The sequence below is a fragment of the Arthrobacter sp. 05T45 genome, assembly GCF_056395875.1.
Genome location: NZ_JBFTKI010000014.1, coordinates 51,201 through 76,669, shown reverse-complemented (window position 1 = coordinate 76,669; position 25,469 = coordinate 51,201). Strand labels below are relative to the sequence as shown.

Genomic DNA, 25,469 nt, shown 5'->3' with positions numbered 1-25,469 from the left:
AACCGTGGGGGCCTAGCCGATGTGACTCCGGCACGCTGGTGATTTGTTGGCCGTGTGATTGGAGCGGACTACCAGATGCCCTTTCGCGGTTATCGGGGTGAAGCACACCCCATCCTGACGCCAGGTACAGCCGCGGAGCCGTCAGAATAGGGGTTGATTTCCCTTTTACGTCACCGTATTGAACCAGTCTGAGACCCAACGTGACGCTCGTGGCTCCAAGCCCGCGGCAATGAGCAACTCGCCGCTGCTGGCCCGAATGCCGCGCGCAACAGTTGCCGTATAGAAGGTGGAGGCCTTCGTCAGCAACAGCCGGTTCGGGAACCGCGCCGGTAGGGGCCGCAGTTAAACCTTTAGCTTTATCCATGTCAAGCTTTGTCAACAGCAAAAAGACAAATAGCCTTTGACCTGCGGAAACACTGTGCCCGAGGTGGGACTCGAACTGCATTCCAGCCCTTGCAAACACTCGGAACCCGCAAAAACATGGGCAGTCCGAGACCGTCCGGCCGATGTACGAACCAGTCCAAGGCAAAAAAGTGTTGACACTGTCAACAGCCCTTTGCCCAGTCCGTCGGCATCTAACGAAGGTCGCGAATGACAAGCCGCCTCTTCGTATCGTGAACGACGTGCACCAAGGGAAGCGCCGGCGACGACAGGCAAGTCACCGACGCGTGCGGCAAGCGAAGGACCTCGGCGGGGACACCCAGTTGGCATTTGCTCGCCCCGATTCCGTTCTCATCGACCGATCCGAATAGCTGAGCGATGGAGCATGAGACGCCACGGTCTTTGACTACCGGAGTCTGCTAGTCACGGCCGCTGGTGGCGAGTGCCGAACATGTAACCCAAGAGGAGACTGACCTGTCAGCTGGACGGAACGCCGATCATGGGCGTTTTAGCCAAGGCCCGGAGATAGGCCACGAAGTGATCCTGTGCCTCCCAATGAGGGATCTATCGGCGCAGTGGTCCCCGACCGGTGCGAGGAGTCACCTATTGAATAGACGCGACAATTTGCAGTTCCGACTGCGCTTCGATTCCTTTGTCAGGTTAACGGAGACCCCGCCGGCGACGATGGGTGAAGGACGTCCGCGTCCTTCCATGACTCATTGACTTGGGGGTCAGCGAAGCCGCTCTCTGCTTTGAACTGTGCCTTAGTAAGTCCACGCCGCTGGGCCACAACAGCAGCACTAGCCCGTTGCAGTCGTTCCTCGTTCGAGGCAGGGTCGGAGAAGAATCTGCCATCACGCAGCAACACTTTGACGCCGTCTACGCTGGTGCCAAGCGCTTCTGCGATTTCTTTCCTGCTGCATCCGAGTGACTGCAATTCTAACGCTCGGCGGCAACGTTCCATCCGCTCCTTCCGCGCATCTGCGTTGAATGCATTTCGACCCATTCCTTCGCTGTCTTTATTCTTGGGCGTGGTAGTTAAGGGCTTCACGACAGGCGACCATACCCAGGATGTCATTTCCGGCGTCCCAGGCGGCAGCCACGGCGCGAACACCAGCGGCAGCGCAGGAAGGTCGCGAACTGTTAATTCGATGAGTGCCACCCCATGTCGTTCCGCAAGCTCGCGCTTTTCTCGCATTTTCGTAGCGTAGACAGGGTCGTCGGGCAATCCCCATAGCTCTACAAAAGTGCCGTCAGCCAATCTCCAGTCGGCCCTCCGGCGGCCGAGAGGGTTTAGGTCTGGATCCAGGGGGTACATTGGCTCGCGCTCATGTTTGATACCAAACTGATGCAGGAAGTCGCAAACCGCCTTTTCGCCTAGCGAAAGGCATTTATGCCCGTCGCGGGCACGAATGAGGGTGCCTCTGCTCAAGCGTAAACCGTTTTCCGCTAAGCCTGCTCTTTCTAGGAGGAGGGTCCATGGGAACTTGGCGCGCTTGATCGTGAACCTCAGCAGCAGGAGCTTGTCGATCACCTCGGGTGGCACGGGACTTCGTGGATCAATGTGCAGAGTGTCTAGCTGCGCTTTCAGCATCGGCACGTTGCTGAATTCGAGTTCTGCCAGCATCGTCAGCGCGTCAGCTGCTTTGCCCCAGTGCTCGAAGACGCCCTCGCTCGCGAACTCCAGACATTGTTGGCAATAGGTCAGTGACTCCGTGCAGACGATCGTCGTGAATGTCCACGCCTTCTGTCCACATAGCCTGCACATCCCTGATGTGTCGGTCAAAGTGTGCTGGCCGAATAGCTCCTGCCGTTGGAGTACAAATAATTCGTTGAGTCGAAACTGATCATTTTTCTCGACCAAGGCGCCCTGCGTAATGCGGAATGATTCCACGTCAATCATGCGCTTTGTTATCAGCCTTTCCAGCCCGGCTGCACGAACGGTGTCTGGAAGAGTGCGAATTATGGGTGCAGCAGCTTTTGCCTGCTTGCTTGCAAATTTGTTATGTCGGCCGTAATCCCTCAGTTCGTCAAAGGCGACCTCGTCGTCGAGTCTCCAAGGTCGCTTGGGAAGCCCGACTTCAGCTACGGAAAGACCTAGACGCGCCGCGTAGCAAAGCGATGGTCCGACCAGCCGGCTGTCTTCGACCCACAACTTTCGCGTTTTAGGGTTGTATCGGCCTATTGGTTCCCGTGGAGGGAACAGGTATACCTCGATTTGGACGTCTACTTGAAGGTTTGGCACCCGTGTTACGGGCCAGTCAGCTTCCAGCGGGACCGCGCCCGTACCGACGGGGCCGGTTATCCGCAGGCCCGATCTGGAAAGCAGACTCGATACCGAGTCTCTGTCACGTTCGTCTTCGAGGAGCAAATAGCCGCGGTCGATATGACCCACCAGTCGCCGGGACGTTTTATCCTCGATGTTTATCCTCCGACCAGCACCGCTAAAGCATGTCGTCAGACGCAGCGCTCCTACAGGCACTGGTTCGTGTGCGAAGACCTGCAACGCCGAAAGTGCACTTTCCGTGGCTGGCGACCTCCGCTTATGTGTTCTCGTGTCGTCGTAGCCAAGGAAGTCGTCTATGGCTGTTGCCAACTCCTCCGGTTCCGGAAGATCAACTTCCAGTCCGTCTTCAGTAGCAATTCCCGTGCAGCTGATCTCCGCACCACCCAATTCATCCGAAAGATCGGCAAGGCGTCTCATGCCTACCTTTTGAAGCTGGTGGTCGTAGAAATATCCGAAGAACCTGCTGTCTCGGTCCCCGCCATAGTGAGCGGGCGCTGCAATTGAGATCGCATACGGGTTGTAGTCATTGTCCGGGCGATGGATCAAAGCAAGCTCCACAGGGATACGCTCCCGATGGCCAATCCGCCGACCGACTGTCCGCTCCTTGAACAACCGGATCTTCTCGATTGCATCGTGCCACTCGGCGAAGTACCAGGCAACCCCTCCTGGAGGCAGAACTGCCCTTCCGGAAATCAGACTGATCTTGTACGGTGATTCCCCCACTCGCTCCCCTGTCCGTACACCTGATCGGCAGCATCGCCGCTGCCGTAAGCGCGCTCTTTTATCGGGCTGTATCTGTTGGCCTGCTGGAGGCAATTTATCGTGAGGCGCCGACTACGGCAATCGGTGAGGTGGGTCGTCCCAAGGTAGACGAGGGCGATGGACAAAGACCCTGCAAACGTGCACGAGTGGAGGCATGAAGCGCCGCTACCCCGGCGCCATTTGGACAGTGTGAGCAGTCGATATGACACGCTAGCGACTGCCCTATTCGCTGGAACTTGGCCAGTAGAAGGTGGGTATTGGCGGTACGTCTGAGACGAACTCGCACGATCCAAGGAGAAGTATGACATTCTCGTCGTCCCGGTCGTTCAGTCGTTGAAAAGTCTCCTTCCCTGGGGGTTCTGGACTGCCCCTTCTCGCGCGGAGGCTCATGCCGAGTCATCTTCGCCTGTACGCTTCCGACGAGGTACGTAAGGCGGCCGATGCGATCTTTCCGGCGATTGCTGACGCCATGCAGGCTTTGGCTGATGCTAGGCGTGACGGACACCAGCGGCCGTACGACAAAGCCTCACAGACTCTCATTAAGCTCATCCTCGTACTTGAGAACGCGGTTCAGCAGACCTGGTCGATTCTCGTCGAGGGGACCAATGAACTTCGACCCTGACACCTGGGGCACCGTCGGGCAATGGGCGTCTGCCTTATTCGCCGGCTCCGCCTTCTTCGCCACCTTCTACGTCATCCGCAGAGATGCCGCGCTGCGCCGCACGTCCCAGGCCCCCCGAGTTGTCTACTACTTCAGTTACTTCATACCGGGTGAGCCGATGGAGGACCGCTGGTTTCATATCCGCAATAACAGCGACGAGTCGATCTACGACGTTTTCTTCTACGACCACGGCGGTCGGCAGATTAGTCAGGGAGCGCGGCAAGTGCTCCACCCGGGCGAGGAAACCAAATATCGGAGTCTGGACGTTCCCCCGATCTCGTTCCGGGACGGTGCGCGGGTCAGATGGCTCCGGACCATCGAAGGCGACCTGCGAACCGGCCGGCCCCAGTACAGCAAATGGTTCAGACAGCACCAACGCATGTTAGGGAAGCAACCGGGCTGAGCGCGGCCCCGGGCCCATGAATGTCGGTCGATTGTGCTAGACATTAGGACATGGATCGCCGCTATCAAGTCTTCATCAGCTCCACATACACCGACCTGGCCGAGGAGCGCCGCGAAGTCATTCAGGCGCTTCTGGAGATGGACTGTCTCCCGGCGGGCATGGAAATGTTTCCCGCCACAAGCGACGAGCAATGGACTCTCATCCAGCAAGTCATTGACGAAAGTGACTACTACGTGGTGATCGTTGGAGGCCGGTACGGCAGCACTACTCCTGAAGGCATCAGCTACACCGAGAAAGAGTACGATTACGCGGTTGAGACTGGAAAGCCTGTGCTTGGTTTCGTTCACGCGAAGCCCGAAGAGATCGCCCTGAGTAAGAGTCAGCCTGAGATGCAGGCCAAAATGGACGCATTCCGAGCCAAGGTTATGAGCCGGCTTGTGAAGCCCTACACTTCGGCTGCCGAACTCGGCTCCGTGGTGTCACGCAGCATGATTCGTGCGATCAAGCAATATCCAGCTGAAGGTTGGGTGCGAGGTCAACACGCCATGACACCCGAAACGCAGGCCGAGCTGGCTGAGCTGCGGGCCAAAGTCAAAGAGCTTGAGTTGGAAGTCCAAGCGTCAACTATCGAAATAGCTCGCATTCCTGAGGATTTAGCCTCAGGCGAAGACACCTACGACATGGAAGTCGTCAGTGACTACATAGAGCTCGCCGACATGGACGATCCCTTTGGCGTATATGACAAGACCAAGCGTCATACAGCCTTAATAACCGTAACCTGGAACCAGATCATCGGTGAACTGGGAATCCGCCTTATCGACGAAGCCAGCGAGGAAGAACTTGCTAAGGCTCTCAACAATTTTGCGCGCCGGCTCCTGACAGGTAGTCATGCGGACCTCCTGCCCAGCGACTTCGGTGAAGCAAAATTAGTCGGTCTTCCGCAGCCAGTTTTTGACCGCATCATGCTGCAACTCTTTGCGCTGAACCTAACGGAGCACGGCAAGAAGCCTCGCGGCGTTACAGAGAAAAACAAGTACTGGGCTTTGACTGAACTGGGCAAGGACACTCTCATGAAGCTTCGCGCCATTAAAAAGCAGCCGGCGGAGGTTACGGGCTAAGGCTTCCCGGGGCTACGGTCGTCGAGTTTGGCCAGCTCCGCCAGCCGCAGCTCTCGCCAGTGCTTCACTCCCCGGTTCCGGAATGTCTTGAGGATGTCCGGGTCCACGAGCAAGTCCAGCTCCTCCCGCGCTCCCTCCGCTTTGCTGTGCCCCAGGGCTTCCAGATACTACTTGCCGGTAATGAGGATTCGGTCGGTGGCGGGAACTGGTGCACCGAGGTGCTTATCCAGCGGACTTTGCGGCCGTCGGATGATCCACGCAGTCCGGGTTCTGGCGCTCCGAAAATATCCGGAATCCGGCGCAAACCGTAGCCACTACGAACCAGTCAGACCCTGCATGTGTGGGCAGTGTCCACACCCTCTTTTTTTGCCCCTCGCAGGCCTCAGCCAACCGGCCGCACCCTGTATCAACAGAGCGGGGCAGTTCCCGGCCGCGACCGGAGCACCGGGTTGAGAACGCCGTCGAGTCGAGCAGGATGATCGGCTTCATGGGTGCGACCCTTTCACGACCGCCCGTCATCGCCAACTGCCAGCCGGGTGCCTGCCGCCACGCGCCAGACACTGGGCGTTCGCGTGGATGCCCTCATTGTCGTCTTCGAAAGTTCCGCCGCAGTCACTGCACTGGAATCTGAATCCGTTGGCGCTGCCGATGTAGCGTGGGTTCTCGCCGATTTCCCGCAGTCGTGCTGCCCTGGCATCTTTGGCCGCCTGGCGTGCGGCGATCTCGGTCGCGTCCCTGGCCTCAGACATCCAGAGGGCCCAGGGCCGCGGGCCGATGTACTCCGGGTGGCCTTCCTCAATGCGCGCCGGCCGGTGCACCGTCTGAGGCCTGAAGGTTTGCTCCCTTGGCGGCCCAGGGCGCGCGCCCGGTTCCGGCGGCTTGGGAACGTCAACCTCCGCCTGGCTACGTTCGGCAATTGCTGACCACTTCGAATTTGGTATCGACGACACCCACCGCCCCTGGACCAGGTCGTTGCATGTAGGGCATGCGAACCCCAGAGGCTTACCGGGTCGGTTCACGGTGACCAATTTGCCTCGGACCAGCGAGCCGCCAGCGGCCTGAAGCCAGGCCTCGACCGGGACAAGGACACGGTCCAGGCTTTCAGGGCCCGGCCGGTAAGGGCGAAGATCAATCCTCGCCGGCGGCTCCAGCAGCCGCCAGATGAGGAAAGGGTGGCCGGAGCCGGAACACCTGACGATGCTCGCCCACACATTCATCCCCGCCTTAACTGCGGGTACAGCCCCGACGTCCGGTGCCACAGCTTGAACCGCGAACAGCGAGTCCCTTTCCGCCTTGCGTTGCACCTCCTCCTGGCCCAGGAGCTGTCTCGCTTTGGCTTCCTGAGCAGCCTTCACTCTGGCGGCATCCGCGGCTTCGGCGCGCTCAGCCTCCAGTCGCCGGATGGTGTCCCACTGGTGCCGTGGCGTCCCGTGAGGCCACTTGAATCTTGGTTGCAGGACCGCGTCCACCATCGACCCGGACCGGGCCATCTTTCCGATGAGCGGCTGGTGGTCGAGCATCTCCATCAATTCAGCAGGATCCCCGGGCAGGTTACTGGTCTTGCCGAAGCCCGTTACGATCATCGGCAGCTGCACCCGGAACCAATCGAAGTCTTTGGGGACAACCCACACCGGGCCGATGCGATCGTCCACGTAACGCTGGGACCGGCGCACGAACTCTTCCTCGGTCTGCTGCGAGAGCTGCACTTCGAACGCAAGCCGCCGGCCGTCCGTGTTGGTGGCCAAGACGTCGGCAGTCCAGGCCCGCTCGGGATGAGCGGCCTCCACCTCGGCGGTCCACCCCGGGGTCGCGTTGATCCTGTCCTTCAGCGCCTGCTTCATGGCCAGGTGCTGGGGCGACTCCGACTTGTGCACGACAGGGCACTCAAGGCTCGGGTAATGGGCGAAGTACTGGCGGCCCATGTGGGAGGTCACCCGTTTTGCCCGCAGCCCGCATTCACTCAGCACCAGCTCCGCATAGCGCGGATGTTTCACGAGATCACGCCACGGCCGATGAGCCATCTCAGTCGCATCGACTCGCTCACCATTGATGTACGCCACCAGCTGCAACGAAGACCCCCCAACACCACGCCCATTGTCACCTGGCGGTCAATTTACCTGCCATCCGCCGACGACGCCACCAAGAACCGTTGATGATTCGAGCCCGCTGCTAGAGACAGAGCAGGGCGCGCCGGTTGGGGCAGACCCGTTTGCAAGATCCTCAGGCATCCTTGCGTTTCCGGTATGAATAATGCATGACCAGTTCAGCGAAGGACACACCGATCACCGTCCCTGTCGGTCCTGCCACTAATTTCTGGTGGGCATTCCAGTCCCAGAACTTCCGGCATGTCTACCCCGACGGCACCTTGTGGGCCCCTTTGAAAGGCGCCCGCGGGCAGCGCGTCGCATCCTGGGAGACATTGGATGATATCCGGCCGGGAGACGTGATACTGAACTTTAAGAGCCCGGCAGTTCAGGGCATCAGCCTCGTGGCCACGCTGCCGACGCCTTCTTATCCACCGTTGCGCGGCTACAAGGAGCCAACCGACACGAACGGCATACTGGTGCTCACCGATCCTCTCTGCGAAGTCCGGATTCCCCGGGAAGACGCCTACCGGATCCTGCCGCCTGGCCGGGGCCCGGTCACGGCGAAGGGCGGCTCCAACAACGGATACGTGTATTCGGTTGACCGGGACGCCGCCCTAAAACTGCTGCACCACGTCCCATGAGTGCTGAGTGCTGAGCGGGGACCCCCGGGCAACTAGGGCGCTGCCGCGGCGACCTCGGAAATGAGAACTCTCCAAAACCTGGGCGCAACGCTCCGCGGCGAATTTTCGGTCCCGTAGCCGGTCACATGAGTTGCACTACGGCCCCTCAACCCAGCGGATGGACCCCTACCAGAACAAAGACGGCGACCAACAACGCCAACACGATTCCTGCTTCGCCTGCCCAGATCGGGTTTCACGCGCTGGCCTGCAGTTCATGGCTCAAGTGGTGTCTGGTGCGTTGGTGACTTAAGTGGCTGATACATGGCGCTAATGTGATTTCATCAATGCACGAAGCCGCTTCAAAAGACCGGCTATAACGAGGTCGGCGGATCGCCTTCGACACGAGCAACGGAGGCAAATCAATGGGTGAAAAAGAACAAGATCTCAGCATCTCCTTCATCAAGATTGTCTATTTTGATGAAGAATCAGCGTCGGACTTGCTCGACGTATCGGCAGGTGGGAGGACGGCACTGACGACAGAGCAGGTGAAGGAACGCGTCGCAGAAATGCACGGCAAAGCTGAGGCAAACGCGGCAGCCAAGTTCAGTTGGTTCCCATTTTTTGGGGGGTCAGCGGAAGTCGGCGGTGGTGCAAGTGCATCAAATCTTGGACGAAACATCCTGAACAAGACGCTGTCCAACACCATTTTGACCGACTATTTGGCGCTTGCCCAGGATCATCCTGGAGTAACGCGACTCGCTGATCTCGATGTTGCGGCCACGAAAGATTCTGCCGCTTATATGAAAATGTTCACCCCATACATGGCTATGTTGAAGATGGATGAGCTGCCCATCAACTTGGCGGGCCTAGGTGATGCGCTTGAAGCTGCAAAAGGATACTACGAACTGTTGGGCACCGATCCAGAGGGAAAGAAGTGCATCCTGCGGTTCAATAGCCGGGCGTTCCGGAACAACTACGGGCTGGTTGACCTGGGACGCATGCATCTCGTCTTCCATGGCATCCAAGTTGGCAAAGCAGGAGAAGCGAGCCTAACCATGACTGCAGAGATGAATCCAAACAATGGAGACGCCCCGGTCAGGGTTCGGGACGCACTCGATGGGGTTGAGGTGAAGGAGGAAGCCCTCCTCAACGTGTTTGACGTTCTTTTGGCAGGGGTCGAGCATGCCGACTGACACCAAAATTTCTATATACTACGGCCCCCTGTCATGGTTTGAGGAATCCACAGGCGAGAAGAAAAAGAACGAGGGCCTTCTTGAAGCCGTCTTCAAGCGCGAAGAAAGCAACCGTCAGCTGAGAGTCGTTATGCCCGATCGCGAGGGCGAGCCGAAGCAGATCACACCAAAAAAGCGTCGGCCAAAACGCCTCATCGCCGAGTCAGGCGACTACGCCAGTCTTCAGGAACACGTCATTACTAACTTTGCCGGCTTGGTTCAGGCGCACAACCCTCAAGAACTACATCTACACAATCCCCCGGTGCACGTACAAGAGCACCTCAAGCGAGTCTTTTCCAAAACGTTCAAGGAACTCCATTACAAGTACCCCTCCGTAACTCGCAAGACGCTTGAACGGTTCCGCGATGACTTCGGGAAGCATCTGGTAGGTCAAGGAAACGTCAAAGAAGATCTTCTGGCGGCGCTCTATCCTCTTACCCGAGAGGTGCGCACTAAACCAGTCGTTATCATGTTTTATGGTCCCTCGGGTGTGGGCAAGACGGAGACCGCTCAGTTCATCAACGAACTTCTCGGGGGCACCCTCATGCGCAAACAGTTCTCGATGTTTCACAACGAGAAATTTGCTTCGTACTTGTTTGGAGGCGGGCACTCTGAACCTTCTTTTGCCCACGACCTACTCGACCGTGAGTCGGGTGTAGTGCTGATTGACGAGTTCGATAAAGCAGCCTCCGTCTTTCACAGCGCTTTCTATCAGTTCTTTGATGGCGGTGTATTTCAAGACAAAAACTACCGAGTGGATGTCGGACGCTCACTGATCATCTGTACGTCAAATTATGAGTCCGAGAAAGAGATTCAGGACGTACTAGGCGATGCGTTGTATTCCAGATTCGATGCATTGATCCAGTTTGAGCCTCTTTCAAGAGAGGAAGTTGGTCTTGTTATGCACCGCTTAGTCGACGCCCGAGTCGGAGCACTCGAGGCCGAGGAACGTCACGCCGTAGACGTATCTCAAGTCAAAAGCGTGCTGGGCACGTTAGCAGCGCGATCCAGTAACGTACGGAAACTCGGCAAGATGGCTGATGAGTTGATATCCACCATCCTCGTGCGTGCAATACTTGGTCCCGAAACGACGGAAGGTTCAGCCAATTCGGATTTCAGCGATGATGAGGATCGGCCAGACATGCCCGCCAAGACCACGTTGTAGATGCGGTGTGACCTGGACTTGAATCTTCAATACCGAACTGAGCCTGTGAAAGGTGCTTCCCGAGCTATGTCCCTGAAGTTGGAAAAATGCTTGTGACTCTCGTGGTGGCGACTGCCATAACCGTCAGGAGCATCGGTGTCCGCAGCAGCGCATGGATGTCCGATTTTTTAGGAAAAGCGGAGTGGTGGGATGCTTGGCAAGCTTTCGGAACAGTTGGGGCAACAGCTGTTGCTGTCGTGCTTGGCTTGGCGGGAAGCGTTCAAGGCAGAAGAGCCCAGGCGGCTCTCAAAGAAGAGCGCGCGGAGCGGGCTTCGGCAGAGCGACTTGCAGCGGCTTCCTTGGTTTCCGCTTTGATCGAATCTGAATACATAAGTTCGGATCAGGGTCGGCAGTACCGCCGACAGGACATCCTGTATGCCGCCAACGAGAGCAACGAGCCGGTATTTGACGTGCATATCTTGGTAGGCGCGGGCCATCCTAGGGTTCAAGTCGGTCCCTTAGCGGCACCCGAGACGATCCCAGTGTTGCCAGCGCGAAGCAAGCGGTCATGGGACATCTCATTGGGGCTGCTGGCGCACTTGGGACCCTTTCAATTTCCCGCAGCACCCGTAGCAAGTGTTGACTTCATCGACTCCCGGGACGTGCGTTGGAGCCGTGACTTTGATGGCCGGTTAAAGGAAATCACGTCAGAGCAACCGCCGGTACAACTCACCAAAGAGGAAGGTGAGCACCAGTTGGGTGATCAGAACTTCTTCAATCCGATCTGGATGGCCATTACTTTCCTCAATATCCTCAGGGATGACGACGAGCCTGTAACCACGACCGCGTTGACCCCCTTATTTGCCCAACACGCCCCGGGGCTGGCTGATATGTCGGACTCAGACTGGCAGCGCTTGGCAAAGGACTTGGAGGATTATGGCACTGGAACCCACGTCTGGTATCCAGCTCCGCACGTTGCCTACGTTCGTCTTGTTCCTGCCCCAAGCGGGGTTTACCGTGTCAACGTCGGGGAGCAGATCAGAGGAGTTTTCTTCCTGACTCTTGTCTTCTACGCCGGCACCGGTTGGCATTTATTCGGCGTAGGTGAGCGAGTAGTAGCTCCAGATTGGATTCTTTTTCCTCCGGGAGGAATCCACGAAAATCCCCGCGGACCACTACCTCTAAACGACTAGGGTGAAGATCAAATCTTCTGTTTTCGCGCTTCTGATCTGGCAGATCCGTACCGTTATTGGCCGCGACGAGCTTCCTCTCAGGTGCGTTGGTCAGGCTGAAGCAAGTTTTTCGCGTCGTCCTTCGATTTTTTGATGGACCGGAGGGTGGCCTGCCGTGTGGCGAGGTCCTCCGCCTGAAACCACAGGACCACCGCACCGGAAACTGCACCTGTGATGCGGAGCAATTCTTTCCGCGCAGTCTCGTTACCAGGAATGACCGAAGGGGCGTCGTACAACTCCCCATTCAGGCTCATCAGCGCTTGGGCCAAATCGGAGTGCTCGCTTTCCAAGCGCAGGTTATGTGCTGCTTGGATGATTGCGTCGATATGCTGCACCATCTCGTCGGCCGAAGCCTTTGGATTCCTGGCGAGGCCCCAGAAGCCGGACAACAAGACCGCTGCCATCGCGTGGGCGCGTTGTCTTGTTGCTTCTGCTTTTTGTGCTTCAAGTTGAATCACATGCAGCTTCTGTGTTTGGTCCAACTGGCGGCGATGGTTTTCGTCCTGATGGTCGAGGGTTCGACGCAGAACCCAAACTGCTACGATTCCACCCGCTATCGAACCAACCAAACCCGAGACCAGAACGCCCCATTGGCTCGGCGTTAGACCGTACAAGTTCCCGAGCGGCCCTGCGTCGATACGAAAGCCAGTGTGTCCGACTAAGATCCCAAAGCCGAGTACGAAGGTTAATGCGGCTAGGGTGGCGATCCAGCGTTCTTGGCGTCGGCGCTTCTTGTTGTGATCCACCCCCAAATCCCATCACATCACGTGCGTGCCCCGGCCAATTATGACGACTCGGGAGGCTTTTCGCACGGCGCCCGTCGCTCCGCGCTACAGGTTATACGCGTATCCACCACCGACACTTAGAGTCGTTGCACGCTCAAGTCCGGAAAAGACCTTGCTTCTTCGGCCGCCAGGAGTGGTACCGGCAGCCCGACATTAAGTTCGGGCGGTGGAGGCTATTCGGCGGCGCGGCTGCATCTTCCAGGGAACCGGTGCGCAGAGGTTCTGCGTGCAGCGGGTACAGCGCACAAACAACTCCTGAAGTCAAGCTTTGTCAGCACTACTCACGGCAATAAGCTGTGACCTGCGGAAACACTGTGCCCGAGGTGGGACTCGAACCCACACACCTTTCGATACCGCATTTTGAGTGCGGCGCGTCTGCCAATTCCGCCACTCGGGCGCGGAGTACACCGGTGTAACAATCAGCCTGCCACAGTGCTGTGAGCAACGCGATCGCTTCCAGTGCGCGAAATTACTCTACATGCAGATAGGCTGAATTCCAGAATCGCGCCAGTGACGCCGCATCGAACCAAACCGGTCCAAGTACATTGGCGGACAAAACCTATGATGGTTGAGTTCCCGCCGTACCTTTCCAAGGAGTTCCCGTGTCAGAACAGACGGAGTCAACCCCCACTTCCCAGCCGGCGCGCCGCGTTGTCGTCGCCGAGGATGAGACCCTCATCCGCCTGGACATCATCGAGATCCTGCGGGGCGAAGGCTACGACGTCGTCGGCGAGGCGGACAACGGCGAAAAGGCCGTCCAGCTTGCCGAGGAGCTCAAGCCCGACCTGGTCCTGATGGACGTCAAGATGCCGGTCATGGACGGCATCTCGGCCGCCGAGAAGATCGTCAAGGCCCGGATCGCCCCCGTGGTCCTGCTCACCGCGTTCAGCCAGAAAGAACTCGTGGAGCGCGCCCGCGACGCCGGCGCCATGGCGTACGTGGTCAAGCCGTTCACCCCGGCGGACCTCATCCCGGCTTTGGAGATCGCGCTGTCCCGCCACGAGGAAATCAAGGCCCTCGAGAGCGAGGTCACCGACCTGCAGGAGCAGTTCGCCACCCGCAAGCTCGTGGAGCGCGCCAAGAGCCTCCTGACCACCAAGATGGGCCTGACGGAACCGGAAGCCTTCCGCTGGATCCAGAAGACCTCGATGGACCGCCGCCTCAGCATGCGCGAGGTTGCCGAAACCATCATCAACCAGGTCAACTAGCGGCCGGCGGTTCCGGCCGCGCTCCGCGGCCGCCAGCCGCGCGCTCGAAACACTAAGCACCAAGCACCAAAAAGGGAGGATCCCCGCCAGCCGGCGGGGATCCTCCCTTTTGCGTTCAAGCTTTCAGAACTAGGCCTGGACCCGGTTCTTCTTCTTCTTTTCCGGCCACGGGCCGAGCTTGTCCTTGGCCACTGCCGCTTCGCCCTGGCCGCCGATGTCAGCGAGGTCGCCCACCTTGTGGACCTTCAGCAGGTTCGTCGAACCCGCCTTTCCGGGAGGCGAACCGGCGGCGATGACCACCAGGTCGCCGTCCTCGACGACGTCGAGTTCCAGCAGGCTGCGGTCAACCTGGGCCGTCATCTCGTCGGTGTGGCCCACCATCGGGACCAGGACCGGTTGGATCCCCCACGTCAGTGCGAGCTGGTTCCAGACGTGCTCCACCGGGGTGAAGGCGAAGACCGGCTTGATGGGGCGCAGCCGGGAGAGGCGGCGTGCAGAGTCACCGGACTGGGTGAAGGTACAGATGTACTTCGCATCCAGCTGGTCGGCGATCTCGACGGCGGCCCGGGTGATGGCGCCGCCGCGGGTCTTGGGCTTGGTGCCGAGCGGGGGGACGCGCTCGAGGCCGTGGACCTCGGTGGACTCGATGATCCGGGCCATGACCTTGACGGTCTCGATCGGGTACTTGCCCACGCTGGTCTCGCCGGAGAGCATGACCGCGTCGGCGCCGTCGAGCACCGCGTTGGCGCAGTCGGAGGCCTCGGCGCGCGTCGGGCGCGGGTTGTCGATCATGGACTCGAGGACCTGGGTGGCTACGATAACCGGCTTCGCCCAGCGGCGTGCCAGTTCAACGGCGCGCTTTTGCACGATCGGTACTTCCTCGAGGGGAAGTTCCACACCGAGGTCGCCACGGGCCACCATGATGGCGTCGAAGGCGTCGATGATCTCGGGGAGCTGCTCCACGGCCTGCGGCTTCTCGATCTTGGCGATCACCGGCACGCGGCGGCCTTCCTCGTCCATAATCTCGTGCACGCGGACGATGTCCGAGGCATCCCGGACGAAGGACAGGGCAACCATGTCCACGCCGCGGCGCATGGCCCAGCGCAGATCGTCCTCGTCCTTTTCGCTCAGCGCCGGCACGTTGACGGCAACGCCGGGCAGGTTGATGCCCTTGTTGTTGGAGACCCAGCCGCCGACAATCACCTGGGCGACCACCTTGACGTCGTCGACGTCGATCGCGCGGAGGGCGACCTTGCCGTCGTCGATCAGCAGGGCATCACCGGGGTTGACGTCCTCCGTCAGGCTCTTGAGGGTCGTGGAGCAGATGTCCTTGGTGCCGGGAACGTCCTCGGTGGTGATCGTGAACGTGTCACCGACCTCCAGGAGGTGGGGACCGTCGACGAAACGTCCGAGGCGGATCTTCGGGCCCTGCAGGTCAGCCATGATGGCCACGGCCTTGCCGAGCTGTCCCGCAGCCTTGCGGACGTTCTCGTAGGTGTTGTCGTGCACGGAGTAATCGCCGTGGCTCATGTTCATGCGTGCCACGTCAACGCCGGCTTCCAGCACGGCCAGCGTGTTGTCAAAGCTTGCGATTGCCGGTCCGAAAGTGGCCACGATTTTAGCGCGTCTCATATACCTACCCTACTGGTGTGTTGCATGGATTAAGTTGAAGTGCGGATGAATCCCGGAGGTCCTGTGGGACTACAGAACAGCCATCGCACGGTCGGTCGGCGCCACGGGTGCCGGCAGAATGGTGCTGCCCATCAGGAACTTGTCCACCGCTGCCGCGCAGGCGCGCCCTTCGGCGATGGCCCAAACGATGAGCGACTGGCCGCGGCCGGCGTCGCCCGCGACGAAGATGCCTTCAGTGTTGGTCATGTAGTAACCGTCGCGTGCCACGTTGCCGCGCCCGTCAAAGTCGGCCTGGACCTGGTCGGTGATCCCGGCCGGTTCGGCGCCGGTGAAGCCCAGGGACAGGAAGACGAGGTCCGCCGGAATGATCCGCTCGGTGCCGGCCTTCGGCAGGCGCTTGCCGTCGACGAATTCCGTCTCCGCAACCTTGACGCCCGTGAGTTTGCCGTTTTCCCCGACGAACTCCACGGTAGAGGCGAGGTAGGTGCGTTCGCCGCCTTCCTCGTGCGCGCTGGCGACCTCGAACAAGGTGGGGAATGTCGGCCAGGGCTGGTGGCCGGCCCGCTCGACGGGCGGCTGCTTGCCAATCGCCAGTGTGGTCACGGACGCGGCCTGGTGACGGTGCGCGGTGCCGAGGCAGTCGGCGCCGGTGTCGCCGCCGCCGAGGATGACCACGTGCTTGCCCGCGGCATTGATCTGGTTCTCCACGGTCTCCCCCGCCACCACCCGGTTGGCCGGCACGAGGTAGTCCATGGCGTAGTGGACGCCGTCGAGGTCGCGGCCCGGGATCGGCAGGTCACGCGGGACGGTGGCCCCGGTGGCGACGACGACGGCGTCGTACCGGCGGCGCAGCTGCTCCCACGTCACGTCGGTGCCGACGGCCACTCCTGTGCGGAACCGGGTGCCTTCGGCCTTCATCTGCTCCAGCCGGCGGTCCACCTGCTCTTTTTCCATCTTGAAGTCGGGGATCCCGTAGCGCAGGAGGCCGCCGATCTTGTCGTCGCGCTCGTACACGGCCACAGTGTGGCCCACCCGGGTCAGCTGCTGGGCGACGGCGAGCCCGGCGGGGCCGGACCCGACGACGGCGACCGTCTTGCCGGTCAGGCGCGCCGGCGGCAGCGGGTTGACCCAGCCGTTCTCGAAGGCCTGGTCCACGATGGACACCTCGACCTGCTTGATGGTCACCGCGGGCTGGTTGATGCCGAGTACGCAGGACGCCTCGCAGGGGGCCGGGCACAGCCGTCCGGTGAATTCGGGGAAGTTGTTGGTGGCGTGCAGCCGCTCCATCGCTTCCTCGCCCTTGTCCCGCCAGACGAGGTCGTTCCATTCCGGAATGAGGTTCCCCAGCGGGCAGCCCTGGTGGCAGAACGGGACGCCGCAGTCCATGCAGCGGCCGGCCTGGCTCTCGAGGACACCCTTTTCCTGGGCCTCATAGACCTCTTTCCAGTCCATGATGCGGACCGGGACGGGACGGCGCGGCTGGGTTTCACGCTGACGTACTTTCAGAAATCCGCGTGGATCAGCCACCGGTCACCTCCAGGATTCGAGACCAAACTTCTTCGCCGTCGGGGTCCAGGCCCTCTTCGATGGCGTCAAGACGGGTTTGCAGGACGGCCGCGTAGTCGCGCGGCAGCACCTTGGTTATGCGGGCTGCGGTGTCATCGAAGTTCTCGAGGAGCCGTGCCGCGAGCAGCGACTCGGTTTCCTCGAGGTGCTTCACCAGCAGCCCGTGGACAATGTCGCGGTCCTCGGCGTCGAGCTCGCGCAGCTGCAGCTCGCCTGACTCGAGGGCCTGCTTGTTGACGCGCTCGGTCTGCAGGTCCAGCACGTAGGCCGTACCCCCGGACATGCCGGCGCCGAAGTTGCGTCCGGTCCGGCCGATGATGAGCGTCTGGCCGCCGGTCATGTACTCGCAGCCGTGGTCCCCGATGCCTTCGACCACCGCGGTGGCGCCGGAGTTGCGGACCAGGAAGCGTTCGCCCACCTGGCCGCGGAGGAACAGCTCACCGCTTGTGGCGCCGTAGCCGATCACGTTGCCGGCGATCACGTTGCGCTCGGCCGGGAACACGTTGGTGCGGTCCGGCCGGACGATGATGCGGCCGCCGGAGAGTCCCTTGCCGACGTAGTCGTTGGAGTCGCCGAACATGCGCAGCGTGATGCCGGCCGGCAGGAACGCCCCGAGCGACTGTCCCGCGGTGCCATTGAGCGTGATGTCAATGGTGTCCGTGGCCAGGACGTCGGTGCTGAAGGTCTTCGTCACGACGTGGCCGAGCATGGTGCCGACGGAGCGGTCCGTGTTGATGACGTTCACGGAGATTTTCACCGGTGTGCGGTCGCTCAGCGCTTCGGCCGCCATGGCGATCAGGCGCTGGTCGAAGTGCTTGTCGAGTTCGTGGTTTTGGCCGGTGAGGTTGCGCAGCGGCGCGTCGTTGTCGAACTCGAGCCCGTGCAGGATCGGATCAAGGTCCAGCCCTTCGGCCTTCCAGTGGTTGATCGCGTCGCGGGAGTCGAGCATCTCGGCGTGGCCGATCGCTTCCTCGATGCTGCGGAAACCCAGCTCGGCGAGGATTTCGCGGACTTCCTCGGCAAGGAATTCGAAGAAGTTCACCACGAATTCGGGCTTGCCGTTGAACCGGGAGCGCAGCTCGGGGTTCTGGGTTGCGACGCCCACCGGGCAGGTGTCCAGGTGGCAGACGCGCATCATGATGCAGCCGGAGACCACCAGCGGGGCGGTGGCAAAACCAAACTCCTCGCCGCCGAGCAGCGCGGCGATGACGACGTCGCGGCCGGTCTTGAGCTGGCCGTCGACCTGCACCACCACACGGTCGCGCAGGCCGTTGAGCATAAGCGTCTGCTGCGTCTCGGCGAGGCCGAGTTCCCACGGGACACCGGCGTGCTTGAGCGAGTTCAGCGGCGAGGCGCCGGTACCGCCGTCGTGCCCGGAGACCAGCACGACGTCGGCCTTCGCCTTGGTGACGCCGGCCGCCACGGTGCCGATCCCGACCTCGGAGACGAGTTTGACGTGCACCCGGGCCGAGGGGTTGGCGCGCTTGGCGTCATAGATCAGCTGCGCGAGGTCCTCGATCGAGTAGATGTCGTGGTGCGGGGGCGGCGAAATGAGGCCGACGCCGGGCGTCGAGTGCCGCGTGCGGGCCACCCAGGGGTAGACCTTCTGCGCCATCAGCTGGCCGCCTTCGCCGGGCTTGGCACCCTGGGCCATCTTGATCTGGATGTCGTCCGCGTTGGACAGGTACAGGCTGGTGACGCCGAAGCGGCCGGAGGCGATCTGCTTGACCGCGGAACGGCGGGTGGGATCGAGCAGCCGGTCCACGTCCTCGCCGCCTTCACCGGTGTTGGACTTGCCGCCCAGCCGGTTCATGGCGATCGCGAGGGTCTCGTGGGCTTCCTTGGAGATGGAGCCGTAGCTCATGGCGCCGGTGGAGAACCGCTTGACGATGCTGGAAACCGGTTCGACTTCCTCAAGCGGCACCGCGGGACGCGAACCGGCCTTGAACTTCAGCAGACCGCGCAGGGTCATGAGGTTCTCGGACTGGTCGTCAACGCCGCGGGTGTAGGCCTTGAAGATGTCGTAGCGGCGTTCACGCGTGGCGTGCTGGAGCCGGAAGACGGTCTCGGGGTTGAACAGGTGGGGTTCGCCGTCGCGGCGCCACTGGTATTCGCCGCCGCCGAGCAGGGGCTGGTGCGGCAGTTCGATGCCGTTCTCGGGGTAGGCCATGCGGTGCCGGGCCAGGACTTCGGCGGCAATGACGTCGAGGCCGACTCCGCCGAGCTGGGAGTGCGTGCCGGAGAAGTACTCGTCCACGAGGTCCTGGCCGAGGCCGAGGGCTTCGAAGGTCTGGGCACCGGTGTAGGAGGCCACGGTGGAGATGCCCATCTTGGACATGATCTTCAGGACGCCCTTGCCCAGGCCCTTGATCAGGTTGTAGACGCCGTCCTGCGGGGTGACCCCAACGACGTCGCCGGAGGCGATGAGCTGTTCCACGGATTCCATGGCCAGGTACGGGTTCACGGCGGAGGCGCCGTAGCCGATGAGCACGGCGACGTGGTGGGTCTCTCGGACGTCGCCGGCCTCCACCACGAGCGCGGTTTTGGTGCGGTTGGCGCTGCGCAGCAGGTGGTGGTGCACGGCGCTGACCAGCAGCAGGGACGGGATCGGGGCCCACTGGGCGTTCGAGTCGCGGTCCGAGAGCACCACGTACTGCACGCCGCGGTTGATGGCGCCGGAGACCTGCTCGCAGATTTCGGTGAGCCGGGCCCGGAGGGAGTTCTCGCCGCCTTCGGGGCGGTAGAGTCCGCGGACCTTCATGGCGACCTTGCCGCCGTCGGCACTCTCGATGTTCGCGATCTTGGCGAGCTGGTCGTTGTTGATCACGGGGAACGGCAGCGAAACCTGCGGCTGCCGGACCTGCTTGGTGTCCAGCAGGTTGCCGTTCGGGCCGATTGCGCACGTCAGGGACGTGACGAGCTCTTCACGGATGGCGTCCAGCGGCGGGTTGGTGACCTGCGCGAAGGACTGCACAAAGTAGTCGAAGAGCAGCCGCGGGCGCTTGGACAGCACGGCCACCGGGGTGTCCGAGCCCATGGCACCGAGCGGTTCGGCGCCGGTGCGGGCCATCGGGCCCAGCAGGATTTTCAGTTCCTCGGTGGTGTAGCCGAAGGTGCGCTGGCGGATGTTGACCGAGGCGGCGGTGTGCACGACGTGCTCGCGTTCGGGCAGGTTCTTGAGGTCGATCAGGTTGTCCTTGACCCATTCGGCCCAGGGGTTCGCCGCGGCAACCTCGGCCTTGACCTCGGCGTCGTCGATGATCCGGCCGGCCCCGGTGTCCACCAGGAACATCTTGCCCGGCGAGACGCGGCCCTTCTTGACCACCTTGGAGGGTTCGACGTCGATCACGCCGACTTCGGAGGCGAAGACGATCAGGCCGTCCTCGGTGATCCAGTACCGGCCCGGGCGCAGGCCGTTGCGGTCCAGCGTGGCGCCGACCAGGTTGCCGTCCGTGAAGGAGACGGCCGCCGGGCCATCCCACGGCTCCATGAGCATCGAGTGGTATTCGTAGAAGGCGCGGCGGGCCGGATCCATGGTGGCGTGGTTTTCCCACGCCTCCGGGATCATCATCATGATCGAGTGCGTGATGGGCCGGCCGGAGAGCCAGAGCAGTTCGGCGACCTCGTCGAAGGAGGCCGAGTCGGAGGCGCCCGGGGTGCAGATCGGGAACAGCTCTTCGGGTGAGTCCCCCAGCAGCGGGCTGGCGAGCTGGGACTGCCGGGCCCGCATCCAGTTGCGGTTGCCCTTGACGGTGTTGATCTCGCCGTTGTGCGCGATGGTGCGGAACGGCTGGGCCAGCGGCCAGGACGGGAACGTGTTGGTGGAGAAGCGCGAGTGGACGATCGCGAGCTTGGTCTTGAAGCGCTTGTCCGACAGGTCCGGGTAGAACGGCTCGAGCTGCGCGGTGGTGAGCATGCCCTTGTAGACGATGGTCCGGGAGGAGAGCGACGGGAAATACACGCCAAACTTGTTCTGGGCGCGCTTGCGGATCCGCCAGGCGCGGGAATCGAGCTCGTTGCGTTCGAGGGTTTCCCCGGTGCTGGAGGCGAAGAACGGCTGCGAGAAGTACGGCATGCAGGCCCGGGCCATGGCCCCGACCAGGTCGGCCACGATCGGGACTTCACGCCAGCCCAGGACGGTCAGGCCCTCGTCCGCGGCGAGGCCTTCGATGCCGGCGCGGGCGGCGTCCGATTCGCGCTGCTCGGCGGGCAAGAACGCGGTTCCCACGATGTACTGGCCGGGGGCAGGAAGTTCGAAGTCCGTGACTGCGCGGAAGAATTCGTCCGGCACCTGCATCAGGAGGCCGGCGCCGTCGCCGGTACCTTCATCCGCGCCCACGGCACCGCGGTGCTCGAGGTTACGCAGGGCGGTCAGGGCGGCGTCGACGATGTCGTAGCCAGGCTCACCGCGGAGCGTGGCGATGATGGCCAGGCCACAGGCGTCCTTCTCGTTCTCCGGATTGTAGAGTCCGGCAGCGGCCGGAATCGCCGCGAAGCGGCTGAAGGGTGACGCGGCAGCCGAGGGCTGGTCCGGATCGGACCAGCTGGGGCTGTGAAGAGTTTGGGTCATTGGAGACGTCCTTCCTCCTGATCGTGCGTATGGGAGGGACAACATTGGCCCCACTCGGCACGCCGGTGTGTGACGGGCGCAACAGAGTGTTTTTCTAACTGGAATTGTAGGCCAGCCCGGCCTCCTGTACTAACAGTTACGCAGGTGCTGGCCCGGGCTTGCATGGACAGCTTCGATCTGCTGTCCACGGCAAGCCCTCTTGCCACGACGCTGTGGAGTCGGGTCCGGTGAGCGGTGGCTCCGGTCAACCCGAAGTGCCGGCGCTGAGCTACTTGGTGCCCTCAGCCTCCGGCGCGGTTCCAGTTCCCTGGCGGCCGGAAACTCCGGCTGCCGGAGCTCCGTTGGCGGGCGCGGTGCCGCCCGTGGAGTCCCTGCCCGCATCCTCGGATGCGCGAACTGGTCCGCTTTGGTTATTCCGGAGATTAGCACGGGATTCACTATCTGAGACAGCGGCGTCCGAATGGCGGATGGTTGCCGCGTCTGCGGGAACGGTGGCGCGGTCAGCGTGGGCGGCGCGTTCGGCGCCGGTGGCGTCGGCGCCGGTGGCGCGGCCAGCGTTGTCGGCCTCGGTCGCGTCAGCGTCCGGCTTTGACTCTGCCGACTTTGCCTCCGCCGACTTTTCCTCAGCCGGCGTAGTCTCCACCGGCTGGGTCCCTGCCGGCTGTGTCTCTGCCGGCGCGCGGCCGGGGAGGAACGGGGTGTCCGGCTCGGAGCGCTTGCGCAGGCCGAGGAGGATGAAGGCGAGCAGGGCTCCGGCGAAGACGATGATGCTGGTCCAGACATTGAGCCTGGTGGTGAGCCCGAAGAGGGTGATCTGTTCGGCGTCGTCGATCCGCATGGCCTCGATCCAGACGCGGCCCAGTGTGTAGTACATGGCGTAGACGCAGAAGAGACGGCCGCGGCGGAAGCTGAATTTGCGGTCGAGTGCCAGCAGGATCAGCACGCCGGCCAGATTCCACAGCGACTCGTAGAGGAACGTCGGGTGGAAGAGCGTGTCCGTCGGCATGCCGGCGGGGAAGTTCGGGTTGTTGGGATCGATCTGCAGCCCCCACGGAAGCGTGGTGGGGCCGCCGAAGAGTTCCTGGTTGAAGTAGTTGCCCCACCGGCCAATGGCCTGGGCCAGCAGCAGCCCGGGGGCCGCGGCGTCCATGAAGGCGCTCAGCTTCACCCCGGCACGCCGGCACCCGATCCAGGCGCCCACGGCGCCGAGCACGACGGCGCCCCAGATGCCCAGGCCGCCGCGCTGGATCTGCGGAATCAGGGACAGGTCCCCTGTGCCGTCGAATCCCGGGCCGAAGTAGGCGTCCGGAGAGGAGAACACGTGGTACAGCCGCCCGCCGATAATGCCGAACGGGATGGCCCAGATGGCGATGTCCCAGACGCTGCCTTCGGGGGCGCCGCGGCGTGCCCAGCGGACCGAGGTCAGCCACAGGCCGGCAATAATGCCGGCGAGGATGCACAGGGCGTAGGCGTGGATGCGCAGGGACCCCCACGGCAGCGGGATGTCGAATCCGGACCAGGTGGGGCTCGGAATGCTCGCGGGAATCATCGCCGCCGCGTGGAGGACTGACTGCATTGCTTAGGCTTCTTCCTTGGTAAGGCCGGTGCTGAGGTCTTTCGTCAAGGAGGCTACCGCATCCACGCCGCCGTCCCGGATTGCCGCGACGAGGGCGGTGCCGACAATCACGCCGTCGGCGTACTCGGCGATCTCGCGGACATGGCTGGCGGTGGAGACGCCGAGGCCCACGCAGACGCGCTCGGCGCCCGCGGCGTGCGCTGCGGCGACGACGTCCCTGGCCGCGGAGCTGACCGAGGTCCGGGCGCCGGTGACGCCCATGATGGAGACGGCGTAGACGAAGCCGCGGCTCGCGTCGACCGTGCGTTTCATGCGTTCGGGCGAGGACGAGGGAGCCACGAGGAACACCCGGTCCAGGCCGTACTTGTCCGAGGCCGCCATCCATTCGGCGGCCTCGTCCGGAATGAGGTCGGGCGTGATGAGCCCGGCTCCCCCGGCCTCGGCCAGGCGGCGGGAGAACTCGTCCACGCCCATCCGGACCACGGGGTTCCAGTACGTCATGACCAGCACGGCGGCGTCGGTCTTGCTCGTAATGCCGCGGACGACGTCGAAGACCTCCCGGACGTGGAAGCCCTTCGCGAGGGCCTCCGTCGTGGCGGCCTGGATGACCTGGCCGTCCATGACCGGGTCCGAGTACGGGATGCCGATCTCGATGAGGTCGGCGCCGTTCTCGGCCAGGGCGATGCCGGCGGCAATGGTGTCTTTAACGCTCGGGTAGCCGGCGGGCAGGTAGCCGATCAGGGCCGCCCGGCCCTGGGCGCGGGCGCGGTCAATGGCCGCGGCCGACTTGCTGGCGTGCTGGGTGCCGTCCTGGCTGGTGCTCACAGCTGTTCCCCCTCTTTGGCGATTTCGGCTTCAGGTGAATCCTTGTCCAGCAGGTCGAACCATTCCGCGGCCGTGGCCACGTCCTTGTCGCCGCGGCCGGAGAGGTTCACGATCACGATTTTCTCTGAGGCGTCTGTTGCCTTGCCTGCGGCCGCGTCAGCGGCGAGCCGCTGGCCCACCTTGATGGCGCCGGCGAGGGCGTGGGCGGACTCGATGGCGGGGATGATGCCCTCGGTGCGGCACAGGAGGCGGAAGGCCTCCATGGCCTCGCTGTCCGTGATGGGCTCGTAGCTGACCCGGCCAATGTCGGCGAGGTAGGAGTGCTCGGGGCCGACGCCGGGGTAGTCCAGGCCCGCGGAGATCGAGTGCGACTCGATGGTCTGGCCGTCGTCGTCCTGCATGAGGTAGGAGCGGGCGCCGTGCAGCACGCCGGGCTTGCCGAGGGTGATGGTGGCTGCGTGGCGTCCGGTTTCGACGCCCTCGCCGCCGGCCTCGAACCCGTAGATCTTGACCGAGGGGTCATCGAGGAAGCCGTGGAAGATGCCGATTGCGTTGGAGCCGCCGCCGATGCAGGCGCAGACGGCATCCGGCAGCCGGCCCGTCTGGTCCAGGATCTGGGCGCGGGCTTCCTCGCCGATGACTTCGTGGAAGTAGCGGACCATCGCCGGGAACGGGTGTGCTCCGGCGGCGGTGCCCAGCAGGTAGTGCGTGTTGCCCACGTTGGCCACCCAGTCGCGCAGGGCCTCGTTGATGGCGTCCTTGAGCGTCTGGGATCCGTTGGTGACCGGGATGACCGTGGCCCCAAGGAGCTCCATGCGGGCCACGTTGAGGGATTGCCTGCGGCAGTCCTCGGCGCCCATGTAGACCACGCATTCCAGGCCCAGCAGGGCTGCGGCCGTGGCGCTGGCGACGCCGTGCTGGCCGGCGCCGGTTTCGGCGATGACGCGGGTTTTGCCCATCCGCTTGGCGAGCAGCGCCTGGCCCAGGACGTTGTTGATCTTGTGCGAGCCGGTGTGGTTGAGGTCTTCGCGCTTGAGGAAGATCCGCACCCCGCCGGCGTGCTCGGCGAAGCGCTTGGCCTCGGTCAGCAGCGACGGCCGGCCTGAGTAGTTCTTGTTCAGTTCGGCGATCTGGGCTGTGAACTCCGGATCGGCCTTGGCCTTCTCGAAGGTGTCCTCGAGCTCGTCCAGGGCCGCGATGAGCGACTCTGGCATCCACCGGCCGCCGTAGTTCCCGAAGTAGGGCCCCGGGGCGTGGCGCAGGGACGGTTCGCCCTGCGCGGGATGCTCCGCGGGGCGGCCGCCCTGCAGGAACGCGTCCACGGCACTTTCGTCAGAGCCGGCTGCTGGTGCATCGACCATCAGTCTCACCATCCTGTTC

16 protein-coding genes and 1 tRNA gene are annotated in these 25,469 nt (G+C 62.5%); 7 read left to right on the top strand and 10 right to left on the bottom strand.

From position 1 onward, the window contains the following. Positions 1–1,036: 1,036 nt before the first annotated feature. Positions 1,037–3,226 (bottom strand): hypothetical protein, encoded by a 2,190-nt coding sequence (locus tag AC1DGD_RS14120; RefSeq protein WP_476857187.1) that lies wholly within the window; start codon positions 3,224–3,226, stop codon positions 1,037–1,039. 809 nt (positions 3,227–4,035) lie between these two features. Here AC1DGD_RS14120 and AC1DGD_RS14115 point away from each other — a divergent pair. Then, on the top strand, positions 4,036–4,494 hold the full coding sequence (locus tag AC1DGD_RS14115) for a complement C1q domain-containing protein (RefSeq protein WP_476857186.1): 459 nt from the start codon (positions 4,036–4,038) through the stop codon (positions 4,492–4,494). A 50-nt stretch (positions 4,495–4,544) separates the two neighbouring features. Further along, entirely contained in the window at positions 4,545–5,612 is a 1,068-nt protein-coding gene (locus tag AC1DGD_RS14110; protein ID WP_476857185.1) for a DUF4062 domain-containing protein, read from the top strand. Positions 5,613–6,127: 515 nt separating this feature from the next. Here AC1DGD_RS14110 and AC1DGD_RS14105 read toward each other — a convergent pair. Further along, complete coding sequence (locus AC1DGD_RS14105; protein ID WP_476857184.1) at positions 6,128–7,606, bottom strand: competence protein CoiA family protein; 1,479 nt, start codon at positions 7,604–7,606, stop codon at positions 6,128–6,130. Positions 7,607–7,866: 260 nt separating this feature from the next. Here AC1DGD_RS14105 and AC1DGD_RS14100 point away from each other — a divergent pair, with 260 nt between their 5' ends. From AC1DGD_RS14100 to AC1DGD_RS14085, 4 genes are all read left to right on the top strand, one after another. Further along, positions 7,867–8,340 (top strand): hypothetical protein, encoded by a 474-nt coding sequence (locus AC1DGD_RS14100; protein WP_476857183.1) that lies wholly within the window; start codon positions 7,867–7,869, stop codon positions 8,338–8,340. Between the two features lie 401 nt (positions 8,341–8,741). Further along, positions 8,742–9,512 carry a DUF6414 family protein gene (locus AC1DGD_RS14095; protein WP_476857182.1) on the top strand — a complete coding sequence of 257 codons (771 nt, stop codon included), beginning with the start codon at positions 8,742–8,744 and terminating at the stop codon, positions 9,510–9,512. Beyond that, positions 9,502–10,716, top strand: coding sequence for an AAA family ATPase (locus tag AC1DGD_RS14090; protein WP_476857181.1), 1,215 nt, complete (start codon positions 9,502–9,504; stop codon positions 10,714–10,716). Before AC1DGD_RS14095 ends, AC1DGD_RS14090 begins: the two co-directional genes overlap by 11 nt. Positions 10,717–10,802: 86 nt before the next feature. Then, complete coding sequence (locus AC1DGD_RS14085; protein ID WP_476857180.1) at positions 10,803–11,888, top strand: hypothetical protein; 1,086 nt, start codon at positions 10,803–10,805, stop codon at positions 11,886–11,888. Positions 11,889–11,965: 77 nt separating this feature from the next. Here the strand turns inward: AC1DGD_RS14085 and AC1DGD_RS14080 are convergent, their stop codons facing one another. Together AC1DGD_RS14080 and AC1DGD_RS14075 are read right to left on the bottom strand one after the other, a co-directional pair. After that, positions 11,966–12,673 (bottom strand): hypothetical protein, encoded by a 708-nt coding sequence (locus tag AC1DGD_RS14080; protein ID WP_476857179.1) that lies wholly within the window; start codon positions 12,671–12,673, stop codon positions 11,966–11,968. 354 nt (positions 12,674–13,027) lie between these two features. Next, positions 13,028–13,109 (bottom strand) — tRNA-Leu (locus AC1DGD_RS14075). A 205-nt stretch (positions 13,110–13,314) separates the two neighbouring features. Here AC1DGD_RS14075 and AC1DGD_RS14070 point away from each other — a divergent pair. Next, positions 13,315–13,920 carry an ANTAR domain-containing response regulator gene (locus tag AC1DGD_RS14070; RefSeq protein WP_018772478.1) on the top strand — a complete coding sequence of 202 codons (606 nt, stop codon included), beginning with the start codon at positions 13,315–13,317 and terminating at the stop codon, positions 13,918–13,920. A gap of 129 nt (positions 13,921–14,049) precedes the next feature. On the opposite strand, the gene pyk is transcribed toward AC1DGD_RS14070, so the two are convergent. The 6 genes from pyk to trpB form a co-directional block, all read right to left on the bottom strand. Beyond that, positions 14,050–15,552, bottom strand: a complete 1,503-nt coding sequence (gene pyk, locus AC1DGD_RS14065; protein WP_043436173.1) for a pyruvate kinase — start codon at positions 15,550–15,552, stop codon at positions 14,050–14,052. 69 nt (positions 15,553–15,621) lie between these two features. Further along, positions 15,622–17,079, bottom strand: a complete 1,458-nt coding sequence (locus AC1DGD_RS14060; RefSeq protein ID WP_476857178.1) for a glutamate synthase subunit beta — start codon at positions 17,077–17,079, stop codon at positions 15,622–15,624. After that, on the bottom strand, positions 17,072–21,688 hold the full coding sequence (gltB, locus tag AC1DGD_RS14055; protein WP_028277048.1) for a glutamate synthase large subunit: 4,617 nt from the start codon (positions 21,686–21,688) through the stop codon (positions 17,072–17,074). The genes AC1DGD_RS14060 and gltB overlap by 8 nt, the downstream gene beginning before the upstream one ends. 268 nt (positions 21,689–21,956) lie before the next feature. After that, positions 21,957–23,264, bottom strand: a complete 1,308-nt coding sequence (lgt, locus tag AC1DGD_RS14050; protein WP_476857177.1) for a prolipoprotein diacylglyceryl transferase — start codon at positions 23,262–23,264, stop codon at positions 21,957–21,959. 3 nt (positions 23,265–23,267) lie between these two features. Beyond that, positions 23,268–24,089, bottom strand: a complete 822-nt coding sequence (trpA, locus tag AC1DGD_RS14045) for a tryptophan synthase subunit alpha (protein ID WP_476851526.1) — start codon at positions 24,087–24,089, stop codon at positions 23,268–23,270. Next, positions 24,086–25,450, bottom strand: a complete 1,365-nt coding sequence (trpB, locus tag AC1DGD_RS14040) for a tryptophan synthase subunit beta (RefSeq protein WP_476857176.1) — start codon at positions 25,448–25,450, stop codon at positions 24,086–24,088. Before trpB ends, trpA begins: the two co-directional genes overlap by 4 nt. Positions 25,451–25,469: the final 19 nt, after the last annotated feature.

Coding starts and splice junctions, on each gene's coding strand:
- AC1DGD_RS14115 (WP_476857186.1), top strand. CDS start 4,036: ATGAACTTCGACCCTGACACCTGGGGCACCGTCGGGCAATGGGCGTCT.
- AC1DGD_RS14100 (WP_476857183.1), top strand. CDS start 7,867: ATGACCAGTTCAGCGAAGGACACACCGATCACCGTCCCTGTCGGTCCT.
- pyk (WP_043436173.1), bottom strand. CDS start 15,552: ATGAGACGCGCTAAAATCGTGGCCACTTTCGGACCGGCAATCGCAAGC.
- trpB (WP_476857176.1), bottom strand. CDS start 25,450: ATGGTCGATGCACCAGCAGCCGGCTCTGACGAAAGTGCCGTGGACGCG.
- AC1DGD_RS14110 (WP_476857185.1), top strand. CDS start 4,545: ATGGATCGCCGCTATCAAGTCTTCATCAGCTCCACATACACCGACCTG.
- AC1DGD_RS14090 (WP_476857181.1), top strand. CDS start 9,502: ATGCCGACTGACACCAAAATTTCTATATACTACGGCCCCCTGTCATGG.
- lgt (WP_476857177.1), bottom strand. CDS start 23,264: ATGCAGTCAGTCCTCCACGCGGCGGCGATGATTCCCGCGAGCATTCCG.
- gltB (WP_028277048.1), bottom strand. CDS start 21,688: ATGACCCAAACTCTTCACAGCCCCAGCTGGTCCGATCCGGACCAGCCC.
- AC1DGD_RS14095 (WP_476857182.1), top strand. CDS start 8,742: ATGGGTGAAAAAGAACAAGATCTCAGCATCTCCTTCATCAAGATTGTC.
- AC1DGD_RS14085 (WP_476857180.1), top strand. CDS start 10,803: ATGCTTGTGACTCTCGTGGTGGCGACTGCCATAACCGTCAGGAGCATC.